This is a genomic window from Paraburkholderia humisilvae, assembly GCF_902859855.1.
Taxonomy (GTDB): domain Bacteria; phylum Pseudomonadota; class Gammaproteobacteria; order Burkholderiales; family Burkholderiaceae; genus Paraburkholderia; species Paraburkholderia humisilvae.
Genome location: NZ_CADIKH010000034.1, coordinates 40,472 through 59,766 on the forward strand (window position 1 = coordinate 40,472; position 19,295 = coordinate 59,766).

Annotated in this window: 18 protein-coding genes; 6 read left to right on the forward strand and 12 right to left on the reverse strand. The window is 64.5% G+C overall.

Features of this window, described 5'->3' with window-relative positions:
• Positions 1-2: 2 nt before the first annotated feature.
• Complete coding sequence (locus HV796_RS27975) at positions 3-875, reverse strand: alpha/beta fold hydrolase (RefSeq protein WP_175229826.1); 873 nt, start codon at positions 873-875, stop codon at positions 3-5.
• A gap of 192 nt (positions 876-1,067) precedes the next feature.
• On the opposite strand from HV796_RS27975, the gene HV796_RS27980 reads away from it, so the two are divergent.
• Positions 1,068-1,529 (forward strand): hypothetical protein, encoded by a 462-nt coding sequence (locus tag HV796_RS27980; RefSeq protein WP_175229828.1) that lies wholly within the window; start codon positions 1,068-1,070, stop codon positions 1,527-1,529.
• A 55-nt stretch (positions 1,530-1,584) separates the two neighbouring features.
• On the opposite strand, the gene HV796_RS27985 is transcribed toward HV796_RS27980, so the two are convergent.
• Entirely contained in the window at positions 1,585-1,845 is a 261-nt protein-coding gene (locus tag HV796_RS27985) for a hypothetical protein (RefSeq protein WP_175229830.1), read from the reverse strand.
• On the opposite strand from HV796_RS27985, the gene HV796_RS27990 reads away from it, so the two are divergent.
• Entirely contained in the window at positions 1,844-2,803 is a 960-nt protein-coding gene (locus tag HV796_RS27990) for a phosphodiester glycosidase family protein (protein ID WP_175229832.1), read from the forward strand. The two genes, HV796_RS27985 and HV796_RS27990, sit on opposite strands and share 2 nt — an antisense overlap.
• Positions 2,804-3,060: 257 nt before the next feature.
• On the opposite strand, the gene HV796_RS27995 is transcribed toward HV796_RS27990, so the two are convergent.
• Complete coding sequence (locus HV796_RS27995; protein WP_175229834.1) at positions 3,061-4,032, reverse strand: helix-turn-helix domain-containing protein; 972 nt, start codon at positions 4,030-4,032, stop codon at positions 3,061-3,063.
• Between the two features lie 809 nt (positions 4,033-4,841).
• On the opposite strand from HV796_RS27995, the gene HV796_RS28000 reads away from it, so the two are divergent.
• Positions 4,842-5,993 carry a branched-chain amino acid ABC transporter substrate-binding protein gene (locus HV796_RS28000; RefSeq protein ID WP_175229836.1) on the forward strand — a complete coding sequence of 384 codons (1,152 nt, stop codon included), beginning with the start codon at positions 4,842-4,844 and terminating at the stop codon, positions 5,991-5,993.
• 70 nt (positions 5,994-6,063) lie between these two features.
• Here HV796_RS28000 and HV796_RS28005 read toward each other — a convergent pair whose 3' ends face one another.
• Together HV796_RS28005 and HV796_RS28010 are read right to left on the reverse strand one after the other, a co-directional pair.
• On the reverse strand, positions 6,064-8,061 hold the full coding sequence (locus HV796_RS28005) for a DUF3857 domain-containing transglutaminase family protein (RefSeq protein ID WP_175229838.1): 1,998 nt from the start codon (positions 8,059-8,061) through the stop codon (positions 6,064-6,066).
• Positions 8,058-8,990 (reverse strand): helix-turn-helix transcriptional regulator, encoded by a 933-nt coding sequence (locus HV796_RS28010; protein WP_175229840.1) that lies wholly within the window; start codon positions 8,988-8,990, stop codon positions 8,058-8,060. Before HV796_RS28010 ends, HV796_RS28005 begins: the two co-directional genes overlap by 4 nt.
• A 113-nt stretch (positions 8,991-9,103) precedes the next feature.
• Here HV796_RS28010 and HV796_RS28015 point away from each other — a divergent pair, with 113 nt between their 5' ends.
• Positions 9,104-9,664 carry a hypothetical protein gene (locus HV796_RS28015; protein ID WP_175229842.1) on the forward strand — a complete coding sequence of 187 codons (561 nt, stop codon included), beginning with the start codon at positions 9,104-9,106 and terminating at the stop codon, positions 9,662-9,664.
• Positions 9,665-9,689: 25 nt separating this feature from the next.
• On the opposite strand, the gene HV796_RS28020 is transcribed toward HV796_RS28015, so the two are convergent.
• Complete coding sequence (locus HV796_RS28020) at positions 9,690-11,078, reverse strand: DHA2 family efflux MFS transporter permease subunit (protein ID WP_175229845.1); 1,389 nt, start codon at positions 11,076-11,078, stop codon at positions 9,690-9,692.
• A gap of 177 nt (positions 11,079-11,255) precedes the next feature.
• Complete coding sequence (locus HV796_RS28025; RefSeq protein ID WP_175229847.1) at positions 11,256-11,918, reverse strand: hypothetical protein; 663 nt, start codon at positions 11,916-11,918, stop codon at positions 11,256-11,258.
• Between the two features lie 303 nt (positions 11,919-12,221).
• On the opposite strand from HV796_RS28025, the gene HV796_RS28030 reads away from it, so the two are divergent.
• The gene (locus HV796_RS28030; RefSeq protein ID WP_175229849.1) at positions 12,222-12,398 is read left to right on the forward strand and encodes a hypothetical protein; all 177 of its coding nucleotides are present in this window, start codon (positions 12,222-12,224) and stop codon (positions 12,396-12,398) included.
• Positions 12,399-12,525: 127 nt separating this feature from the next.
• On the opposite strand, the gene hutI is transcribed toward HV796_RS28030, so the two are convergent.
• From hutI to hutH, 5 genes are all read right to left on the reverse strand, one after another.
• Positions 12,526-13,743, reverse strand: coding sequence for an imidazolonepropionase (gene hutI / locus HV796_RS28035; protein WP_175229851.1), 1,218 nt, complete (start codon positions 13,741-13,743; stop codon positions 12,526-12,528).
• Between the two features lie 30 nt (positions 13,744-13,773).
• Positions 13,774-14,376 (reverse strand): HutD/Ves family protein, encoded by a 603-nt coding sequence (locus HV796_RS28040; RefSeq protein ID WP_246356079.1) that lies wholly within the window; start codon positions 14,374-14,376, stop codon positions 13,774-13,776.
• A gap of 29 nt (positions 14,377-14,405) precedes the next feature.
• Positions 14,406-16,094, reverse strand: a complete 1,689-nt coding sequence (gene hutU / locus HV796_RS28045) for a urocanate hydratase (RefSeq protein WP_175229855.1) — start codon at positions 16,092-16,094, stop codon at positions 14,406-14,408.
• A 73-nt stretch (positions 16,095-16,167) separates the two neighbouring features.
• Positions 16,168-16,863: a histidine utilization transcriptional repressor HutC gene (gene hutC / locus HV796_RS28050; protein WP_175229857.1), complete on the reverse strand. Its 696-nt coding sequence runs from the start codon at positions 16,861-16,863 to the stop codon at positions 16,168-16,170.
• Between the two features lies 1 nt (position 16,864).
• Positions 16,865-18,388, reverse strand: a complete 1,524-nt coding sequence (hutH, locus tag HV796_RS28055; protein ID WP_175229859.1) for a histidine ammonia-lyase — start codon at positions 18,386-18,388, stop codon at positions 16,865-16,867.
• Between the two features lie 114 nt (positions 18,389-18,502).
• Between hutH and HV796_RS28060 the strand changes: the two genes are divergently transcribed.
• Positions 18,503-19,279: a DUF6531 domain-containing protein gene (locus tag HV796_RS28060; protein ID WP_175229861.1), complete on the forward strand. Its 777-nt coding sequence runs from the start codon at positions 18,503-18,505 to the stop codon at positions 19,277-19,279.
• The last annotated feature ends 16 nt before the right edge of the window (positions 19,280-19,295 follow it).

A 19,295-nucleotide genomic window follows, 5' to 3' on the forward strand; every position in this document is an offset into this window, starting at 1 on the left:
CGCTACTCGTCGCCGAGGAAATGCAGGATCGCGAAGTTGAACGCGTCCGGGTCCTGCAGAAATGCGAAGTGGCTCGTATCCGGCAGGATCAGCAACCCCGCGCCGGGGATCGTCGCGGCGATGTACTCGGTATGGCTACGCTTGATCGCTTCGTCGTGGTCGCCGTCCATCACGAGCACCGGCGCGCGGATTCCGTTCAACTGGGCGTCGGTCCAGTTCGGCTGCGACGCCCACATATGACTGATCTGATCGACGAACGCATCGTACTGGTTCGGCGTCGGCGACAGCCGCCGGTATTCGTCGCCGGCGCGCTTGATGTACGCGGCGAATGTCGGATTCTTTTCGACGCCATCGATCACGCCGTCGGTCTTCGTATTCGCGGCGAACGCGACTACCTTGCCGACGCGGTCCGGATGCCGGATCGCCAGATCGAGTCCGATGATCGCGCCGTCGCTCCAGCCGACCACATCGGCCTTCTGCAGATGCAGCCTGTCCATCAGCGCCACCACGTCATCGGCCATCAGGTCGTAGCCGAACGGGCGATCGTCGCGCGAACTGCGTCCGTGGCCGCGACTATCGACCAGCACCACCTTGTGGTGTTTCATCAGCGCACGGACCTGGTTGCCGAAGTAGTCCGAATTCGCCAGACCGCCGTGCAGCAGGATGACCGGCGAGCCGCGGCCGATCGTCGCGTAGTGAAGGTGAATGCCGTTGACGTCGGCGCTGCCCGCCTGCTCTCCCGCAACAGGCGCCGGCGTGGGCGGCAAGGTTTGCCAGCGCGCTTCGCCCTGCGCATGCTGCACGGCGAACGCCGCGCACGCAAACAGAAAGAGGCGCTGCGCACGCAGCCAGCGCGAATTCGATTTTCCTGACATGGATGCTGTCTCCTCGAGCACATAAGTTCAAAAAGGTCTTGCAGCGCGCAACACATAACAAACGATAGCGACGATTTATTCCTTCCAAAAGACTTCCACTTAAGCGCGGCGTCCTATAATGCGTGCCGCGTGACGCGCGATGGCCGTGATTCGCGCGGTTTTTTCACTCCGTTAAAGAGCAAAGAGGCATCGATGGACGGCGAGATTCGCAGTGAACGCGAAGAGCAATTCGAGGCGTTGTGTATCAACGTGGACGCGGACGAAGCGCATGAGCAGGAAGCGATCGAATTCTTCGAGGCGCAGTTCGGTGAGGAAGACTTCGACGCCGCGCATTGGCTCGATATCGCGCTGTACTACTCGCCGGCGGTCGCGCGCGGCATCATCGACATGGTCACGCCCGATGACAGGTCGCGCAGCAATATCGCGTTCGTGATTGCCGATAGCCTCGATATCTCGTACGGCGACGACGAGTGCCGGCAATTCGCGGAAACGCTGCAGTTCGCTCTCGCCAACGGCGTGCCGGTCGATCTCGACGTCGTGCTCGACGGCTGTCAGCACGCGCTCGACGACCTCGACACGTGGGCCGACGACGAAGTCAAAGAACCGCTGCTGCGACTGCGAGAGGAACTGCTGAGGCTGCAGGAAGAGCTTTAACGCACGCGTGCCATACAGGCGCGTCAGACCGTTTGGATGACGCATCTTATTGACTTCAAATTCCTTTCATCGTTCCTTTCATTACCCCTTTCATTATTCCCGTGTAATCGCGGGCTTGCTTTTTTTCTGACTTATTTTCATCCGCATCGCTGTAGTTGAGCGCCGCACGCGGTTTGGCGAGCGGATTCACCGAAAAATCGAAGTAATTTAAACGTCGGCCAAATATCACGCCGCATTCATTCAACGTACCTATCGTCAACTCCCGGACAGAAGCCCGTAACCGTTCCTTAACCCAGTCCTGGGAGCCAATCGACATGGCACGTTTCCACCCCCCTGCATCTTTCCGTCTCAAGACCCTCGTCGCGGCCGCGCTGTTCGGCCTCGCATCGCTCGGCGCGCAAGCGCAGACAGCGGTAGCCGCATCGCAGATTCCCAACCCGACCACCGAGATCACGCAAAGCGGCTACTCGCCGGTTTATCTGGGCGTCGATACCGAAACGGCCACCGTGCCGTCAAATCCGGCGACCGCCGGCGGCGCGCCGACCATCAGCCGCGCGTACGTGATGAGGATCGACCTGTTCGCCCCCGGCATCTCGCTGGAGACGACGCAACACAGCGGCCCGCTGAACACGACGGCCGAAACGATCTCGCAGTTTGCCGCGCGCACCGGCGTACGCGCCGCGATCAACGGCAACTTCTTCGCGCCTTGCTGCAACCCGCAACCAGAACCCAAAACGGTGATCGGCCTGCTGGTGTCGAACGGCAACGTGGTCAGCCCGCTGACGAACGATCCGACGCAAAGCGAAGCCGTGCTGGCAGTGACACGACAGAATCGCGCGTTTATCGCCGAGGCGCCGGACATTTCGCAGCCGGAACTGAGGCTGATTCAAACCGCGGTGGCCGGCTCAGCGATCCTGCTGAAAAACGGCCAGGACGTGAGCGCGCAAAGCCCGAACGAAGGCGACCCGCTGAACCCGAACCCGCGCACGGTGGTCGGCTTGTCGGAGGGCGGACGCTTCCTCTACATGGTCGTGATCGATGGCCGTCTGCCGGGCTACTCGACCGGCACGACCAATGAGCAGTCCGCACAGCTGATGAAGGCGATCGGCGCGACCGACGCGATCAACCTCGACGGCGGCGGCTCGACCGAGATGGTGCGCGCTGACCAGATCGGCAAGCCGTTTATTGTCGATACGCCGAGCGGCGGCGCCGAGCGGTTCGATGCGGTCGGCTTCGGCGTGCACGCGTTGCCGCTGCCGCGGCTGCCGTTCTGAGCGTTGCATTGATCTGGACCGTCTGACCTCCTGATGTCCGAAGGCTGACGGCAATCGGCGACCGGGCGAAGCGCGGCGCGTTGCATCGCGTACCCGTGCTGCCGCCCGGCTGCACGGACCGGCGACGAAGATGTCACGCCGGTCCGCCATCGCCCGCGCGGGCGCACGTCCGCACGTGCACTTCGTTGCAGCGGCAACCTTCGACCCCACGCAGGCCGGCGTCACGCTTGCGGCGCCGCTTGAGCGCGTCAACGCGCCTAGATGTGCGTGCCGGCCGCGCCGAACCAGGTGGCGGCTTCACAGCCGTCAGCGGCCAGCGCCTCACGTGGCGAGACGCCGTAGCGTTCCCTGAACGCGCGACTGAAGTGCGAAGCCGTCGAAAATCCACAGCGATACGCGATATCGCTGATCTGCACGCGGCCCTTGTCGTTACGCTTGAGGATATCCGCGGCGAGCACGAGACGGCTCTCCCACACGTAGCGCATCACCGATTCCCCTTCGGCCCTGAATAGCCGGCTCAGATGCGTGTCCGACACGCAAACCGCCGACGCGATCAGCGAAACCGTCAGATCCGGACTGCGCAGATTTTGCGCGATAAAGCGCTTCGCGCGGAACAACGTCGCATCGCCGCTGCGCGCGCGCATCAGTGCGGCCGGATCGTCGATCAACAGGTCGATCAGATCGAGCAATTGATCGCCCTGGCGGCACCGCATGTTCGCGCTGGTCGCGCCGCGCTGCGCGGCGATCGATGCCACGAGGTCGCCAATCGCGCGCGCATCGGCGGTCGACATATCCGGCGTGATGAAATTGCGCAGATCGTGCCGTAAGCCCCGCTCTTTTAGCGCGCTTGCCGGAAACCGCAACGCGATCAGACCGGTCGGTTCATCGAAAGACTGGCGGTAGGGTCGGCTGGATTCCACCAGCACGATCTCGCCGGGCCCAATGCGGCGCGCCTGTCTGCCCTGTTCGATATGCATCGCCCCCTGCGTGACAAGCTTCAGATAGAGCCAGGTGTCACCGCGATCGGCAAGCGGGGCCAACGACAGGTGCGCAAAACGCCCGTCCAGTATGTCGAGCCGGCCGAGATTCCACGCATCCACGCTGCCGCCCGCCGGCGCGCCCGGACTGAACTCACAGTTCAACCGGAACGCGCTCGCGCTTCCGTGGCGCCAGATGTCCTTGCTGTCCGATTCGTCGGTCAGCACGAGGCGAATAGGATCGTTCAGCATGTCGTAATAATGTTGTCGATAAAAATACGGCCTGAAAGCCGTGCGTACTCGCCGCCATTACCAGAGAACAGGCTCCGTGGACGCTTATTCCACCGCACCCTGGCCTTACGCGCCAGACAGCGCGGTAGCGCGCGATCCCACAACAAACGCGTGTTCCAATCAAACTGCGTGTTGCTTCCGGAATACCTCCGCGTGCCGCTTCCGGGGCGGGTCAGACTCGCTGGCTCAACCGCCTGTTGAGCAGCATTGAGCATCCCTACGTTTTGCTTCGACGAGCGAACATGCAACCCTTTCAAACGCATTTCCGGAGCCGGGAATCCCATTGCGCGGCCGGTTGGGCGGCCCGGCCCGTGGTCGTCGCGCGTGACCTCGTCATGGACAGGTCGACCCGCGAGCCGATCGACGCGTTTGTCCGGTTACGCGGCCAGCCATCGCCCGCTTTCCTTCGTTTTCTCCGGTTACTCGCTGCCCGCTTCAAAGCCCGGCGGCTGTGCCGAAATCCGCACCGCGCATGCAGCGATCTGCCAAGACGGCCGCAAATTGGCTTTCTATATTCGCGCCAGGTAGAGCACGGACGCTCGCGACCGGCCGCACATACGGTTCGTGTTTTCCTGCATTGCGGGCCGTTTCGCGTCATCCGTAATCTCGTGCATCTCCACCGTGCGAGGAGGTCCCTTCAGCTAGCCACTACCGCGCCACGAGGCGCCCCGTTGCATCGCGCAATCCGGCCAGCCGCGCCGCAGCGCGTTCGCGTGATACCGCGCGCGCCAGCCTTCCCGTTCATCCCTGTGCCGACATAAGGAAAGACCATGAGCTTGTGCAAAACACTCAAACCCTTTGCGCTGTTGCTGGGAGCCGTGTTCGCGATCGCTCCACCCGCTGCGTTTGCTGACGATCTGACGGTAAAAATCGGTTTTGCCGCACCGCTCACCGGCGCCAACGCGGGCTACGGCAAAGATCTGCAAAACGGCGTGCGGCTTGCGATTGACGAGGCGAACGCGCAAAAGATCAAGATCGGCAACCAGGTTGCGCATTTCGTGCTCGTCTCCGAAGACGATCAGGCGGACCCGCGGGTCGGCGTGCAGGCCGCGCAAAAGCTGGCCGACGCAAACGTCGCGGTGGTGGTTGGCCATTTCAACTCGGGCACGACGATCCCCGCATCTCAGGTGTACGAATCGGCAGGCATTCCGATGATCGACCCGGCGGCAACCAACCCGATCATCACCAACCGTGGCTTCGCGAACACCTTTATGGTGATCTCGACCGATGCGCAGAATGCGGGCAACGCGGGCACTTACGCGGTGCAGGTGACGAAAGCGAAGCGCATCGCGATCATCGACGATCGCACTGCATTCGGCCAAGGCGAAGCCGACGAGTTTGAAAAGGCGGTGAAGGCCGCGGGCGGCAATATCGTTACGCGCGAGTACACGGACAATCACGCAGTCGACTTCAGTACACAACTCACCAAGATCAAGGCGACCAACGCGGATCTGGTTTTCTTCGGCGGCCTCGACACCCAGGCCGCAGCAATCGCGAAGAAGATGAAGCAGCTCGGTATGAACGCACAGTTGCTCGGCGGCGGTGGCGTTGAGGACCCCGAGTTCATCAAGCTCGCCGGCGAAACGGCGGAAGGCGCGATGGCGTGGGAGTATGGCCGGCCGCTCGCGCAGTTGCCGGAGGGCAAGGAGTTCGCGCAGAAGTTCAAGGCGAAGTTCGGCGAGGACATCCTGTCGTACGCGCCGTTCGGCTACGACGCGACGTGGGCCGCGATCAAGGCGATGCAGGCGGCTGGGTCCGCGAACCCGTCCGCGTATAGGGCGAAGCTCAAAAGCATTAACTTCGAAGGCGTGACCGGCACGATTTCATTCGACAGCACCGGTGCATTGAAGAGCGGCGCATCGACGCTCTATCAGGTGAAGAACGGCGAATGGTATCCGGTGGTCACGAAGACCGGGACATAGGTCGTTTGGACGGGCGCGCGGCGACGGCCCTCGCAGGCTGAAGCCGCGCTGCCTCGTCTTACTGCAAGCCTTACAACGAGTCTGACTGCATTGCGCCGCGTGCCGGCTGCGTTTGCGCACCGGCGCGCACCACGATTTGCGACAGCGCATCGCGTTCAATCCTGACAAGCGATGCGCGCGCCGCGGCGAATTCCTCCGGGCTGCACATCTGATGACCGAAGCGTGTGGTGAGCCGCCGCGTGATCTGCACAATTCGCGTATCGCGGTCGAACACATAGCGCGAGGTGAAATCGACGAACCGTTCATGCACCTGCGCATCCTGCGGCAGGTCGGTCACGCGCACCGTATCGGGCAGCGTGATTTGCGAAGTTTCGTCGAAGTCCCCGTCGAGGCACGCCCACGGCTGCGTGCGCCGCGGCTCCGCAAGCCATGCCTGCACCTGGGTCGCGATGCCGCCCGAGAAGCTCGTCAACGCGGGCAACGCGGTCGTGCCGTCGGGCCATGTGACGTGTTCGAGCGTGCCATGCATCGTCGTCGCGAACGGGCCGGTGGTGGTGGTCAGTTCGCCCGGCTGCATCTGCGCCATTCCGGAGAGGCCCGTCTGCCGTAGCCGCTCGGCGGCAATCTGTTGCCAGCGCTGCCGCGTCGCGCGGCGAAAAACATTCCGCTCGAGTTCGGCCGGCGCACCGATATCTTCGACGCGATAGCTGAAACGGCCCATCCCGCTATCGTCCACGTCGATCTGCAGCCGCGCATTGCGCGCGCGTTGCTGCGTAGCGGGTGTGCGCGACAGCACACCTTCGTCGACCAGCAGCACCGACCGGTTCATTACGCCTGCCGGCAAATAGCCAAAGCCGGTCCCGCCGGCGGTCGTATCCGCGAATAGCGACAGCGACGGAATCCATGTAATCGCATGGTTGATCGCGCTAGCGCCATAGCCCGGCACATCGGGTAGCGTATAGACCGGGCCGAGGTTCAGCAGGACCGGCTCGCTGTCGATGCCGACCGCCGCGAGCAGCGCGCCGAATAGCGCGACGTGGTCCTTGCAATCGCCGTAACGGTTGCGCAGCACATCCACCGCCTTGTGCGGCACCGCGGCGGTCTCGCCGAGGAAGAGCGCGACATAGCGGATATTGAAGCGCATCCAGTCATACAGAATCCGCGCCTTTTCGCGTGGGTCGTTGGTCTGCGCGGTCAATTGCTGCGCAAGCCGTACGATCGTCGCGTCATCGGTCGTCGGGTCGGCGGCCGCGTCGCGGTAACGCGCGGCGAACGCGGCGTAGTCCGGCGTGGTGGTCACCATCAGCCGGTCGCCCCATGTCGCATAGCCGACCGCACCGGACTCGACCGGTGCATACGAGCCGTGCTGATAGTCGAACGTGTAGCGCGTGCGGCCGTTTTCGGTCACCGGCGGCTCGGCGACGTAGCCGCGTGCATCTGTATAAAGCGGCAGGTCCGCGGGCAGGTCGAAGATCAGCTTCTGCATCTCGATCGGACCGCGCGTGGGTTCGACGAAATACGCGAACGTGCCCGCCTGCAACGGTATCGTGCGGATCTTGCGAAACGCCAGATGCACGCGCGAGCCCGGTTCGACGCCCGGGAAAATCACTGTCCGCAACACGCCGTCCTGGAAGGTCGGCGCCCCGGCGGAGCGGGGTTCCTGTACGTCGCGAATACCGTCAGGGCCAACCGGATGCGCGACGCCGTCACGATCGATCGTCTCCGCGACGAGCAGTTGCACCTGCTCGATGTCCTTGTTGAACCATACGTAGCGTTGCGCGATATCGTCGACGCCGCTCGTCGTGTTGGCGCGCAACACCGTGTCGTCGCGCTCCTCGACCGAACCATCCTGCTGCACGATAAACAGATGCACGTCGCGTTCGACCGTCGAAGGCGGCACGTCGCCGGGCATTGCCGCATCGTCGGCCGATGCGCTTGGCGCACCGCACACGCCGACTAGCAGTGGCAGCACGGCGATCGCAAGCCTGCCGGGCACGCGCCGGCTCAACACACGCCAACCCGGCGCGGGTCCGCCGGGCGCGCGCGCGTGTGGTGCGCCGCGGCTCATCCGCGCTGCGCGCCGGCCGGCGTCCGTGCATGCCGCGCGCGCCAGATGCGCGGGCTCATAGCGAATTCCGCGCGAAACGCGTGATTGAAATTCGACAGATCGTTGAAGCCGCAACCGAATGCAATATTGACGATAGTCTCGCGTGTGCCGTCGTAATCGGCCAGTTGCAGTGCCGCGTGCCGCAGACGCGCGCGCAGCACGTATTGATAGGGCGTGACACCGGCTACGCGCTCGAAGGTACGCAGGAAATGGAAATCGCTGAGGCCGCACGCTTGCGCGAGCGTATGCAATGTGTGCGGCGCCTCCGGCGCGCGCTCGATGAGGCGCACCGCTTGCGCCACACGTGACCAGGCCGCGGTGCCGGGCGTGCCTTCACGTTGATGCGCGCGCGGGTTTTCACCCGCCGCTCGCAGCGCCGCGACGGCCAGTTCGACAGCCAGTTCATCCCACGCCAGCGACACGCCCGCCGCGAGCCCCGCGCACGCATCGGCAATGAGCGGCGACAACGCGCGCAAAGGGGCAATGCTCGCGCGCGCGAAACGCGGCGTGCCGCGTGTTACACCGGCATCGGCCGCAAGCGATTCGAAATATTCAGGCTGGTAGTGAAACGACACGCACCGGTCGCCGGCGCCATGACGATGTCCGCATTCGAAACAGGCGCCGTCGTTGCCTAGCAGCAACGCACCGGGCGTGAGCAGCGTGCTCCCGGCCGCGCCGCGATACGCGAAAGAACCGGCCACCACGGCGGCGATACAGACATCGTCGTGCCGTTCGCCAAACGCAGGATCGTGCGGGCCGAACGTGCACAGCATGTCCATCACCGACCAGCCGTCGCCCGCCGCCAGCGGTCGCGCCGCGAGCGCGCCGTGTGCGCCAGCGGCATGGCGCTCACGCAGTGCATCATCCAGTTGCGCGGCAATTTTCCCCAAGATGTCACCCCTCAAACGCCGTATCGTTGTTGTAACACATCGGCGCGGCGCGTGAGTGCCGGCCGCCCCACCCCTCGCATCGAGTCTTTTTCAACCCGACGGAGCATGGGCAAATGGACGAAAACGGCACGCACGCACCTCTCCTCGTGGCGGATTCGCTGCTCTGCGCGTTGAGCGCACCTGGCCGCGCCACCGATATCGACGAGGCGGACGATGTCTATGGCTGGCTCGTCGGTAGCTGGCGCATGCAGGTGCTGCATTACCGCGACGACCTGCGCGCCGCGCCGCTACAAGGCGAGATTCAGTTCGGCTGGGTCCTCGAAGGCCGCGCGGTGCAGGACGTCTGGATCATGCCGCCGCGCGAGCACCGCACGGGCACGCGCAGCGCGGCACTCGACATGTACGGCACGACGTTGCGCGTGTGGGACCCCGCGTTGCGCGCGTGGCGCGTCACCTATCTGAATCCGGCCACCGGACAGCGCGACGAACTGATCGGCCGGCGCATCGGCGACGCGATCGTGCAGATCGGCACGCACGCGAACGGCACGCCGATTCGCTGGAACTTCACCGATATCGGCCGCGACTCGTTTCGCTGGACCGGTGTCGCGCTCGCGCCGGACGGTGTCACCTGGACGCTCGAAGCGGAGTTCGTCGCGGAACGTGTGCGCGGTTGAGCGTGCGGGATTGATCGAATGAATCTCAGCGCTGCCGCAATTCGTTGCCCTCTTCATGCGACAGCTTGACGAAGAACAGCAGCGAACACAGCGTAAGCGCGCCCACTACGAAGAAGGCCGGCGAAAAATCGCGCGCACCGAGTTGCGCAGCGCTACCGCCGTACAGGTACGCGGTCACCGTGAGCAGCGACGCGGCAAACGCCACGCCGATACTGATCGACAGTTGCTGCGCCATGCTCGCGAGCGCGGTCGCGCGGCTCATGCGCAGCTTCGGTACGTCGGAATAGCCGAGTGTATTGAGCGTCACCATCGCCAGCGAATTGAACAGGCCACCCAACATCAGCACGACGAAGATCAGCGCGTGCGGCGTGGACGGACTGAACAGCCCATAGCTTGCATAAAAGCAGCCCGTGACGAGCGTCGCGCCGATTAGCAGCCGGCGAAAGCCAATGTGGCGGATCGCCGGGCCCATCAGCGCGCGCACCGACAGCGATCCAACCGCGGTCGCCACGCTGATCGACCCGGACTGGAGCGGCGTCAGCCCGAATCCCAGTTGCAGCATCAACGGCAGCAGAAACGGTGACGCCCCGAGCGCAATGCGCAACGGCATGCCGCCGACGACCGCGGTGCGGTACGCACGATAGCGCAACAGGTTGGGGTCGATGATCGGTTCCGGGTGCCGCCGCGTGTAGAGCCAGTACGCGACGAGCGCGAGCGCGCCGACGCCGAGCAGCGCGAAGGTCACCGGCTGCGCGACGAGTCCGCGCCCCGCGGTATCGAGGCCGCCGACCATACCGACCAGCCCGGTCGATAGCAGCAGGAAGCCTGGCAGATCGAAGCGCGCGTCATGCGGCGGCTGCGTATCTTCGATGAACGCGAGCGCGCACAGCACCCCGACGATCCCGAACGGCACATTCAGCAGAAAGATCCAGCGCCACGACGCGACGGTCACGACGAAACCGCCGAGCAGCGGGCCGGCAAGCCGCCCCACGGCGCCAGGCACGGTGAACCAGACCATCGCGGCGACCATCCGCGCGGGCGGCACACTGCGCAGCAGGATCAGCCGGCCGACCGGCACCATCATCGCGCCGCCCATGCCTTGTATCACGCGAAACAGCACGAGTTGCGGCAGCGACATCGCGAGTCCGCACAGCGCCGAGCCCACGGAAAACAGCACAATCGCCGCGCAGAACACGCGGCGCGTCCCGAAGCGGTCCGCGAGCCAGCCGCTGGCCGGCAAGAACACCGCAAGACTCAGCAGATAGGACGTGATCGCGAGATTCAGATGCAGCGCCTCGACGCCAAGCGAGCGCGCGATCGACGGCAACGCGGTTGCCATGATCGACGTGTCGAGGTTTTGCAGCAAAAGGGGGCAGGCAACGATGATCGGAATGAGTCGGGCGCGGTCGGTCATGCGTTCTTTTACCGCAAAACCCACCGAACGACGAGACATAGCATCGTGCAGACTGTTACGGTGCGTTTCGCGCGAACCGGCTCGCAACGCGACGTTTCCCGATACGACGGTGCGGCCGCCGCGCATCGTTGCGGATGCATCGGTCGCTGAGTGGAACATGCGCGGAACATGCGCGGTTCAATCGTTTTCGCCGAGACCCGCCAGCAGTTCGTGCAACTTCTCGACATGCCGGATCAGCATATGCCGATGCTTTTCAATCTGCTCGAGGCGGCCGGCGAGGTCCGCGTGCACGTTTTCATCAAGATCGACCACGCCCATCACGTCTTCGACCTTCGTGCGCAGCGCGCCAATGTCGACCGGCGGATGCGTGAGGTGCCGCTCGAAGCGCCGCACCTCCTGGGCCGCAAGATCACGCACCTTGCGCAAATACGCCTGTTTGCGATGCGCCTCGGCATCTTTCGTCTCGTCGTCGTACTTCTTCGGCGCGGTTTGCCCAAAGATCGGCTCGGGTGGCCGCAGCACCACCTTCTTGCGGACCGGGTGCGCGGTGCCGCGAAAGCGGGCCTGCGGAGCCTCGTTGTCGATCGCGGCGCGGGCATTGTCCGGCACGTCGTGTATGTCGTGCAGCGCGTCCATCCAGCCGGCCGGCAAACCGGTCACCGCCTCGACGCCGCGCACGAACTCCTCGCTAAAATCGCGCTGGCCGGTCAGCATCAGCTTCAGGTACGACTCGGAGAATGTCATCATCCGCGCCAGTCGCGTCGCGGCGCCGACTTCCTGCGTCAATACCAGTAGATTGGCCCGCCAGACCGGCAGCAGCGTTTCGTCGGAATATTCCATCACGGGGTGTTCCCTTCGATCTCCCTTCCCGGCGGCAACCCGGCGCGGCGCGCGCAAAGCGGCGCTGCAGCGCACGACGGTTCCCGTCAAAGATTAGTCGTTTCGTGACGCCGCGCAACCCGGCGTCACCGCCGATGCAGCGCAACGGCAACAATCGCGTCGCGTTGCGCGGGCTCAGCAAGGATTGACTGCGAGATACGTGCCGTGTTCCTTGGCACGTGATTTGCCGCAGCGGGCGACCGGCGATGCAGGACGAATCGATGGACGAGCGAACCGCTGACGCTGATGCGCGCGGCGCGGCGCGTGGACTTCGCGCGCGACCATCACGGTAGCACGCTACCGGGCTTCGTCGGCAATGACGCGATTTCGGCCGCGCGCATCGGCGAAAGCCGCCGCGGCACGCTTCCCGGCGTGGCAAGCATTCCGCTTACGCGCAGCAGTCGGCCATCGCGGCGCGCGCTTCGTTCAGTGGTGGGTTGAATTGCCACGCGCACCGCGCGCCAACGTATCAGCGCGTCACTTCGGCAGTGTGGCGAGGGCCGCGCGGTATTGCACATAGGCCGGGTTTTCGTCGCAATGCCAGCGGTCTTCGACCACTCCGGCACGCTCAGGTCCGGCTCGCATGAACCGTCTCGCCGGCCCGCACGACCCGCACGCACAACGGCCGTCCCATCCAGTAGGCCAGTTCGGCAAGCGATTCAACGGACCACACGGCAAAATCCGCCGCGCGGCCCGCCGCGAGCACGCCGTGCACGTCTGCTTTGCCGAGCGCCTGTGCGGCATGATGCGTCACGCCTTGCAGTATCTCGGGCACGGTCATCCGGAACAGCGTGGCCGCCATGTTCATCATCAGCAGCAGCGAAGTCGCGGGCGAGGTACCCGGATTGCTGTCAGTCGAGATCGCGATCGGCACCGCGTAGTGACGCAACCACTCGAGCGGCGGCAGTTGCGTCTCACGGATGAAGTAGTACGCGCCGGGCAACAGCACCGCGACGGTGCCCGCTTCCTTCATCGCGGCCACACCGGCTTCGTCGAGGAATTCGAGGTGGTCCGCGGACAAGGCGCGGTAGCGCGCGGCCAGCGCCGCGCCGCCGCTATTCGACAGTTGTTCCGCGTGCATCTTCACTGGCAGATGGCGGCGCACCGCGGCTTCGAATACGCGTTCGCTCTGCGCAAGCGAAAAACCGATGCGTTCGCAAAACACATCGACCGCGTCAACGAGTCCTTCGTCGGCAAGCGCCGGCAACATGCGGGTGCACACTTCGTCGATATAGTCGTCGGCACGACCCGCGTATTCGGGCGGCAACGCATGGGCGCCGAGAAATGTCGTGTACACCGATACCGGATAGCGTTCGCCGAGCTGCCGCGCGACGCGCAGCATCTTGCGCTCGTTGGCCAGATCGAGCCCGTAGCCCGATTTGATTTCGATCGCGGTGACGCCCTCGGCGATCAGCGGTTCGAGCCGCGCCGCCGCCGCGCGCAACAGCGCGTTTTCATCGGCCGCGCGCGTCGCGCGCACGGTCGACACGATGCCGCCGCCACGGCGTGCGATTTCCTCGTAGCTGACGCCCGCCAGACGCTGCGCAAACTCGTCCGCGCGCTGGCCGCCATAGACGAGATGCGTGTGGCACTCGACCAGCCCAGGCGTGACCCATGCGCCGCCCAGGTCCTCGCGCGGCCAGTCGTGATACATGGCGGGGAGCTCGTGTGCGGCGCCGAGCCATTCGATGCGGCCGTTCTGCACGGCGATCGCGGCATCGGCGATCGTGTCGTGCGGGTCGCCATGCGCGCAAAGCTTCAGGTGGTGCCAGACGGTTTGCTTCATCGTAAGCTCGCTTCAGAGGATGCGATTCGCTCAGGCCGGCTCCGCACGATCCGCACGCTCGATCGACACCGCGAGCACGACGCCTGTGCCGCGCAGCTCACAATGCCATGCATGCGCGTGGTCGACAACCAGCGTGTCGTTCGTTGCGAGCGCAACGGACTCGCCGGCGCCGGCGCCGGACAGGACTTCGACCGAACCGGCGGCACAAAATAGCAGCACGGTATCCGCCGACACCGTATGTACCTCGCCGCCGCGCCATACGTCGAGGCGGCCGGTCGCCGCGCCGCGCCGGACCATCAGGTTGAAGTCGCGCGTCGCGCCATCGACGAGCCGCGCATCGATCACCGTTTCGCCGGCGAAGCGCGCGATATCGAACGGTTGCTTCAACGCGTGCGTGCGCCCCTGCGCTTCATCGAGCAGCATGCCGGCGCCCGCAATCAGCACAAGCGTGCGGTCAATGCCTGCGAAGCGCGAGAATGGCCCGGCTTGCTCGACGTCGGCGAGACTCACACGCCAGACAAACGCGTCGAATCCCGCTCCGTGCGGATACGCGGCAATCTCGCGCGTCACACCGCCGCCGTTCTTCCACGGTGTGGCCAGCAGATCTGCGCCGCGAATCAGCATGGCTCGCATGGCTTTCGACCTCACACCCTGCATCGCGGTCACCGACCCAGCATCGGCAGCTTGAGACCTGCTTCGACCGCGGTCTTGCGCGCGAGGTCATAACCGGCATCCGCATGGCGCATCACGCCGCTTGCCGGGTCGTTGAACAGCACGCGACCGAGGCGGGCATGCGCGGCATCGGTGCCATCCGCGACGATCACGACGCCCGCGTGCTGGCTATACCCCATGCCGACCCCGCCGCCATGATGCAGCGACACCCACGTCGCGCCGCCTGCGGTGTTCAGCATCGCGTTGAGCAGCGGCCAGTCGCTCACCGCATCGGAACCGTCGAGCATCGCTTCGGTTTCGCGGTTCGGGCTGGCGACCGAACCGGTGTCCAGATGGTCGCGGCCGATCACGATCGGCGCTTTCAGTTCGCCGTTCCTGACCATTTCGTTGAATGCCTGGCCGAGGCGATAGCGGTCGTTCACGCCGACCCAGCAGATCCGCGCAGGCAGCCCCTGAAACGCGATCCGTGCGCGCGCCATATCGAGCCAGTTGTGCAGATGCGCATCGTTGGGAATCAGTTCCTTGACCTTTGCATCGGTCTTGTAGATATCCTCAGGATCGCCCGACAGCGCAACCCAGCGGAACGGTCCTTTGCCTTCGCAGAAGAGCGGCCGCACGTAAGCGGGCACGAAGCCGGGGAAATCGAACGCATTGTCGACGCCCATGTCGAGCGCCATCTGCCGGATGTTGTTGCCGTAATCGAGTGTCGCGGCGCCGCGCTGCTGCAGCGTCAGCATCGCGCGCACCTGGTTGGCCATCGACTGCTTCGCCGGCGTCACGATGCTTTGCGGATCGGTCTTTTGACGCTCGCGCCAGTCCGCGACCTGCCAGCCTTGCGGCAAATAGCCGTGCACCGGGTCGTGCGCGCTCGTCTGGTCGGTCACGCAATCCGGCGTGATATTGCGTCTGACAAGTTCCGCGAATACGTCCGCCGCATTGCCGAGCAGGCCGACAGACACCGGCTTGCCGCTCGCCTTCGCTGCGTCGAGCATCGCAAGCGCTTCGTCGAGCGTCTTCGCTTTCCTGTCGACGTAGCGCGTTTTCAGGCGAAAATCGATGCGCGTCTCATCGCATTCGACCGCGATCATCGAAAAGCCCGCCATGGTCGCGGCGAGCGGCTGCGCACCGCCCATTCCGCCGAGGCCGCCGGTTAGAATCCAGCGGCCCTGCGGCTTGCCGTCGAAATGCTGGTTCGCGACCGAGAAGAACGTTTCGTACGTGCCCTGCACAATGCCCTGGCTGCCGATATAGATCCAGCTGCCCGCGGTCATCTGGCCGTACATCATCAGGCCTTTGCGGTCGAGCTCGTGAAAGTGATCCCACGTCGCCCAGTGCGGCACCAGGTTCGAGTTCGCGAGCAGCACGCGCGGCGCATCGGGATGCGTGCGGAACACGCCGACCGGCTTGCCGGACTGGATCAGCAGCGTCTCGTCGTCGTTCAGCTCCTTCAGCGACGCGAGAATCTGATCGAAGCAATCCCAGTTGCGTGCCGCGCGGCCGATGCCACCGTACACGACGAGCGCATGCGGATGCTCGGCGACGTCCGGGTCGAGGTTGTTCTGGATCATCCGGTAGGCGGCTTCAGTGAGCCAGCTCTTGCAGGTCTTCTCGCTGCCGCGCGGCGCGCGAATCGTGCGCGATGGGTCGAGACGCGGATCGATGTGTTTCGGATCGTTCATGGTGATGAGCCTTTTGAGTGCGGACAACAGCGGTGGGAAACCGCGGCCACGACAATAGAAAAGCAGCGAGAAATCAGAAATGCCCGGTAAAGCGATAGCGGCTGCCGGGATGCCAGAGGTTGGCGACCGACGCGACCACACCCTGCGACCACGTGCGCCGATGCAATACGAGGCACGGCTCCACGTCGTCCATCGACAGCAGACTGCGCGAGCCGTCGTCGGGCGCGAGCGCTTCGATCCGGTACTCGACACGCTGCAACGGTGCGACGCGTACGAGGTACTGGTTCGGCGTCGTATTCGTGAAGTCCTGCAGCGCGTAGTCGGGCGCGACCGCTGGATTGACCCAGCGTTCCTCGAGTTGCACCGGCTCGTCGTTCTCGAAGTGCAGCACGCGCGAATGAAAGATCGCGCTACCCGCTTTCAGTTGCATCTCGTCGGCGAGCGGCGCATCCGCGCTTTCGTCGCCGATATACAGCACGTTCGCGTGGTAGCGATGACCGCGCGCGACGATTTCGTCCGAGATGCTGCGGATGGCGACCAACGTCGATTCGTACTTCGGCCGTGCGACGAAGGTGCCTGAGCCCTGCACGCGAGTAAGGACCTGTTCGGCGGTCAGTTCGCGCAGCGCGCGATTCACCGTCATCCGCGCGACGCTGAATTCGCGCGCGAGCTCATTCTCCGACGGCACCTGGTCGCCTTCGGCCCATTCGCCCGCATGAATGCGGGCGAGGATGAAGTCCTTGATTCCCTGATAAGCGGGCGCGTTCATGTCAACGGCGCTCGGACGCGAAGTCGAACGGGCTGTGCGCGGCGATCGTGCCGCTCTGCACGAGACGCGCGATCGCGGCGATGTCCGGCGCGAAGTAGCGGTCGAGCTCGTAGTGGGGGACTTCATTGCGCACGGCGCTCATCACACGTTGCAGCGCGGGGCTTGTGCGATGCGGTGCGCGCAGATCGACACCCTGCGCGGCGGCAAGCAGCTCGATGGCGAGGATATTCGCGACGTTCTCCGCGATGTCGGCAAGCTTGCGTGCGGCGAAGGTCGCCATCGATACGTGGTCTTCCTGATTCGCGGAAGTGGGCAGTGAATCGACCGACGCCGGGTGGGCAAGCGTCTTGTTTTCCGATGCGAGCGCGGCGGCCGTGACGTGCGCGATCATGAAGCCCGAGTTGACGCCGCCATCCTTCACGAGGAACGGCGGCAGGCCGGACAGCGTCGCGTCGATCAGCAGTGCGATGCGGCGCTCGGCGAGCGCGCCGATTTCGGCGACGGCCAGCGCGAGATTGTCCGCGGCGAAGGCCACGGGCTCCGCATGGAAGTTGCCGCCGGACAGCACTTCGCCGGTGTCCGGGAAGATCAGCGGATTGTCGGAGACCGCATTCGCTTCGATGAGCAACACGTCTGCGGCGTGGCGCATCTGGTCCAGACACGCACCCATCACCTGCGGCTGGCAGCGCAGGCTGTACGGGTCCTGCACCTTGCCGCAGTCGCGATGCGACAGGTTGATCGCCGAGCCTTCGAGCAGCGACCGGTACGCGGCCGCCGCATCGATCTGGCCTTGATGGCCGCGCAGGTCGTGAATGCGGGCGTCGAACGGCTTGACGGAGCCCGCGGCGGCATCGACCGACAGCGCGCCTGCGACGAGCCCGGTGCGGTACAGGTCTTCGATGGCGAACAGGTTGTAGAGCGCGAGCGCGGCGGACGCCTGCGTGCCGTTCAACAGCGCGAGACCTTCTTTCGCTTCGAGCGTGAGCGGCTTCAAACCGACGAGGCGCAGGCCTTCGACCGCCGACATGCGCTCGCCCTTGCTGAACACTTCGCCGACGCCGAGCAGCGTCGCGGACATATGCGCGAGCGGCGCGAGATCGCCGGACGCGCCGACCGAGCCCTTGATCGGAATCACCGGCAGCACGTCCGCGTTGAACAGCGTGATCAATGCGTTAATCACTTCGCGGCGGATGCCCGAATGGCCGCGGCCGAGGCTCGACAGCTTCAGCGCGATCAACAGCCGGACCACGGGGCGCGACATCGGCTCGCCGACGCCGACCGCATGCGACAGCACCAGATTGCGTTGCAGCAGTTCGAGCTGATCGTGCGGGATATGCGTGCTCGCGAGGCGGCCGAAGCCGGTGTTGATGCCATACGCGGGCTCGCCTTTCGCCGCGATGTCGCGCACCGCGTTCGCGCACGCGTCGATCGCGGCAAAGCTGGCGGGGTCGAGTTCGAGCGTGACCTGCTCGCGTGCGATCTGGCGGAGTTGCGGCAGGGTCAGGCGGCCGGGCGTGAGGATCATGGTAATCCGTTCCTGTATAGACAAATTACTGTGGAGTCTAGCGGTCGCGAGTTGTATATACAAGTTGTTTTTCGCGTGGAGGGGTTAGGGGATTCCACTAGTGAGAGGGTGGGAGTGCCGGGCTGGCGTGCCGCCTGGGAGGCGGTTTGCAGAAGAGGAATTGGCGCAGGCACGTTCGGACTTTTCGATGATTTTTTGGTTGTGTGCGCCTTTATCGTGATGGCGGTTGCAGCGGGTAATAAACACACAAACGAAAGAAAAATTCGAATGGGCCATAGCTTCTTTTCGCCGCATAGACGCTTAGCACGCGTGCTGGGATTGCTGCTTCTTCTGGCTGCGCTTCTGCCTGCTATTAGCACTCACGCAGAAGGCGGTGACGCGATCTGCTACTCCCTCTATGCAAAGTCGCGCGGGATACCCGGAACCAAAGGTTGTTCGATTAGCGTTGCGGGTGGAACGCCGGTCGGCATGGGAACGTACTTCTGTACCGCCGACGCTGATCGTATCGATCGCTACTGCAATGCGCCGGAGCCAGTGGCGCCGGAAGCCAGTTGTCCCGTTGCAGATCCGGTCTATCCAGGCACCGGCGTCAATACGCTCACTGAGGTCGACTTTGTCAGTGGTGGTGATACGCCGGTAGCGTTTCGCCGCACCTATCGTTCGGCGCCCCATCTTCATCCGGATGCCAATGTGGGGGCGGGCTGGTTTCATAACTGGCAGCGTCAGCTGAGTCTTGCCAATGCGCGTGCCGTTTCTGCGCAAGTTATTGCCTATCGGGAAGACGGGGAACCGGTGACGTTCGTCAAGACGAGCGGAGTATGGCGTGCGGTGGACACCGCTGCGTTTGCGCTGCGCGACGACGCAGCCGGCTGGACGCTGACTGTGACCTGACCACCGACACGGCAGA